This window comes from Methanospirillum hungatei, from assembly GCF_020216685.1.
In the GTDB taxonomy this organism is placed as follows: domain Archaea; phylum Halobacteriota; class Methanomicrobia; order Methanomicrobiales; family Methanospirillaceae; genus Methanospirillum; species Methanospirillum hungatei_B.
On record NZ_JAIWNS010000280.1, the window covers coordinates 1 to 3,816 of the forward strand.

Consider the following 3,816-nt stretch of genomic DNA (forward strand, 5'->3'; position numbering starts at 1 on the left):
TTCATCCCCATACACACGGGGAACTCATCTTTGCATCGACATACACCCGGTTCTTCCACGGTTCATCCCCATACACACGGGGAACTCTGCCCCGGGTGATATTGATTTAGCATGGTATTCGGTTCATCCCCATACACACGGGGAACTCCATCCCCGGATAGCAATACAGCCCGCTCTTGACGGTTCATCCCCATACACACGGGGAACTCTGCATCTACCAGAGCATCCCGGTCTGATTCCACGGTTCATCCCCATACACACGGGGAACTCACGCAATAGCGAGGCTCTAAAGTGGCCATGCTCGGTTCATCCCCATACACACGGGGAACTCAACAGGCTGGTTTCCAGAAACACGATACCCTGCGGTTCATCCCCATACACACGGGGAACTCTCTTCCCTTTTTCTCCTCTTGGAGGAAACGCCCTTCCTCCGGATGCCCATATCAGGTGAACATTACTTTTTCTTATTTTCCTCCGGCATAAATGCTACTAATGGATGGCCATCAGCATCAATCGGAATCCGGCGGTTATGACCCACGGTCTCAAATTTAAACCCTGCTTCTGTCGGTGTGTGCCACATCATCACGGCATTTCCTTTTCCAATACCCGAACATACCTGACTCCAGATCATATCTCTGACTCGCACAGAATATGAACCCACATACACTCCAGAACGGACCTCCAAGAGCCAAACTGCAAGCCTCCCTCGTAATGACGGCGGGACTCCTTCTGTTACCACAACAATCATGCCGGCTCATCCCTCCTCATCAACAGGAATCGCCGGTGGAACAACCCAGTCAGGAGGAGCAGGCGCAGAAATGCCACCAGCTGTCAGCACCTCCTCAATCGTTGGAATAATCCTCTTGAGGAGTTGTGTTTCCCGGAATAAATCGCGGCAGGCATACCTGACCTCACGCTCAGGCTCCCTGGGATTTAATGCAGCCGTTTTAAACGCTGCAGGGACAACCGTTTCAAATTTGAAAAGGTCTGCAATATCATACACAAAAGAAAGCGGCTTTCCCGTATGTAAGAACCCGATAGAAGGAGAATACCCTGCAGCAAGAACAGCAGCCTCACAAATCCCATATAAACTGGCGGTTGCTGCACTAAGACATCTATTCGGAAGATCAGCACTCCCCCAGGAATGAGGATCATATCGCCTGCCATTCCAGATGACACCAGTATCTCTTGCAATCTTACGATACCCTTCCCTGACACGAACCCCTTCAAGTCCCCGTAACTGTTCAACAGAATATGCATCAGAAAAATCCTCTCCAAACCGGAGAGAGAACATCCTCTTCACAACCTTTAGCCGTAATACCTCATCAAGAGCAAGACGTGCCTGGTACAAAAGACGATCTGATCGGGCACCCCCGGGATGACCAACAGAATAGAGACGAACACCACCTTCACCTACAAAAACAAGCAGACAACCAACTTTCGATGCAAGAGAGACCGCTGCATGGGAAACCCGTGACCCAGGTTCCAGCATCAGCGATGCAAGGCCACCGACAGGAATCTGCATCCTGATCCCATTCGTATCAACCAGAACAAAGGCACCATCAATAACATCCAATTCTCCCCTACCGAGAAATACAACAGAAGAACGCTCTTTTATTGGAATCGGCTTAATATCAGGGAGGGAAGGTGTCATACATCTGCCCGTTTCACCATCATGAGCCCACAGCCAAACCCTTTTGCCGGCCCAAGCCCATTACAGAGCATCTGGAGAAATAAGTCAGGATCAGTAACCCGAAGAACCCCATCACAATCTACAATACTGATTGAGATGGTATTTTTTTTCCTTCCCTGTGAAAACTGCATCTTTCGGTATCCCCCTGCAATTACTCTATCCTCACATAAGGAAAACCCACCTTTTTCACTACGCTGACGAAGCCAGCGGACCGACTCCTGTTGAACCAGATCACCCATTGAAAAAGATGAATGTGCCTCATTGAGTCTTCTTTTTGCATCCATAATCACATCATGGCGATGACGAATCCGCTTTCTATCCGGATCAGGTTCAGTCTTTGTTACAATAGGATTTATGCGGATTCGAAAATTCAGCAGATCACCCTTCTGGAGAACCGGATGAAAAGGCTTTGAAAGAATCCTCCACACATTCCCTTCATAAACAGGCGCCCTGGCTGAAAGCATATAAACAACTGGCTCCCTACCGGTTAACTCCGCACGATATAAAAAATCCCTCTTTCTATCAGGGTGATCTGCAAAAAGATCCCAGATCACTTCATGCACCTGATACGGGCCAGTCACAAGATCCCGAAACCGACCTGAAATCGCAGCGTCTCTATCCAGTGTCATTTTAGAGAAAAACATTATCACACCTCGGAAACAGAAATACGAGCATAATATTCATTACGGTCAGAAAACTGCCACCTCGACCGGGATAATATATTATCACGCCTCTTCATAACCATCACCGGCTCATCAAATCCGATATCAATACCATCCTCAAAATAGAGAGACACCCGATCCGGTACTCTGAAACCATTGAGGAGATCAAACCCCTCGATATGCTGAACCAGGGCTGACTTCAATGAATCAGCCTGTATGACCCGTGCATGAACAGGAAGGGCAGGAGGACAGGACTTTCTTCCCAAATACAAACAAAAAACAGGATTTCGAAACGATGCTGCAATCTCCTCAAGAGAGAACTGAGCTAACTCAGCATCACGGATCCATACACAGGCAACAGAAACATGATCACACAGGTACTCCCTACGGGAGAGAATTGTTTCCGTATCCCCAACATTCATCTCATCCTTCCTGGTCATTACATGATTCAGTTTCTTTAAGGAAGATGAGTGGACTGACTGAATGGTATGAAAATCCTGTATCATTGTGCCGGATTGCAGGACCATCACCGAGAAACCATATCCGGCCTGGAGTTTGTTCTGGGCTTCTTCATCATCCCGACGAATACCAAGGGCTGCAGCAACCATTCCAAGAACCGCTGAACGGGATGGTCTTGACCATGAAGACCGCATCTCACCTACTGCAATCCCCCCATATCCGGCCATCGGCCCGTAGAGATTAATGAGACAAAACTTCGTCATGACTCTAACACAAATGAGATAATATCGGTCAGACTTCCTGTTCCATCAATAACATTCATAGATCTGGATGATTGCTTAAAAGAGGTCCCATATGCATTATCCATTCTATCCCGAAGACCCTCAAGATTTTTCACAGCATCTGCGTAGATCTCCTTACCCGAAACAGGTTTGAAAAAGGCGGCTGCAAGAGAACGTGGCTGTTCTGTACTCTTTTCAACAAGAAGATATGAAGCATACGAGCGTGATGCAAAACTATTCTGTTTCCCTGAAGGACTAACCATGGAAGCGGCACGAATAAGAGCCTCAATTGCCCGGTTCGAAAGCTCAGCATCACCTTGAAGGTTTTCTTTCAATAAATCCCGGTTAATACAGATATAGGTATAAAAAAGACCAGCACCAAACTCTGCTTCACCAATATGTCCGGCTCCTGCAGTATCATCAAGCTGATTCAGATCATCAACCGCTGTAAAATAGTCATCTTCAACCGGCGTATCATGCACCGTTATTGCATGGGAAACCTGAACCGCGGCTTCAGTATTATATGCTGCATTATCTGCAAGCATACGTCCGAATAAAGCAATATCAACAGCTTTATGATCGGATCGAAGTCGAATACAATCATCATCTGATACTTTTTCACCACCAGAAATCCGACCAAGAAGATCATCAATTCCAGCAATCTCTTCCGGACTATAATGAACCATCTGCTTATGGGAGAGAGGATTTTTATTACTCTTTT

Annotated in this window: 5 protein-coding genes and 1 CRISPR repeat array; all 5 genes read right to left on the minus strand. The window is 47.0% G+C overall.

The window, feature by feature from the left end; genetic code table 11:
- Positions 1-392: direct repeats of the CRISPR family, unit length 26 nt; unit sequence TTCATCCCCATACACACGGGGAACTC.
- Positions 393-454: 62 nt separating this feature from the next.
- Positions 455-748 (minus strand): type I-E CRISPR-associated endoribonuclease Cas2e, encoded by a 294-nt coding sequence (gene cas2e, locus LDL35_RS14920; RefSeq protein WP_011448383.1) that lies wholly within the window; start codon positions 746-748, stop codon positions 455-457.
- Positions 749-754: 6 nt separating this feature from the next.
- Positions 755-1,654: a type I-E CRISPR-associated endonuclease Cas1e gene (cas1e, locus tag LDL35_RS14925; RefSeq protein WP_304023928.1), complete on the minus strand. Its 900-nt coding sequence runs from the start codon at positions 1,652-1,654 to the stop codon at positions 755-757.
- Positions 1,651-2,337, minus strand: coding sequence for a type I-E CRISPR-associated protein Cas6/Cse3/CasE (gene cas6e / locus LDL35_RS14930; RefSeq protein ID WP_304023931.1), 687 nt, complete (start codon positions 2,335-2,337; stop codon positions 1,651-1,653). Before cas6e ends, cas1e begins: the two co-directional genes overlap by 4 nt.
- A 2-nt stretch (positions 2,338-2,339) precedes the next feature.
- On the minus strand, positions 2,340-3,077 hold the full coding sequence (cas5e, locus tag LDL35_RS14935) for a type I-E CRISPR-associated protein Cas5/CasD (protein ID WP_304023933.1): 738 nt from the start codon (positions 3,075-3,077) through the stop codon (positions 2,340-2,342).
- A partial coding sequence (cas7e, locus tag LDL35_RS14940; RefSeq protein WP_304023936.1) for a type I-E CRISPR-associated protein Cas7/Cse4/CasC occupies positions 3,074-3,816 on the minus strand: 743 nt, incomplete at its 5' end. The genes cas5e and cas7e, both read right to left, overlap by 4 nt.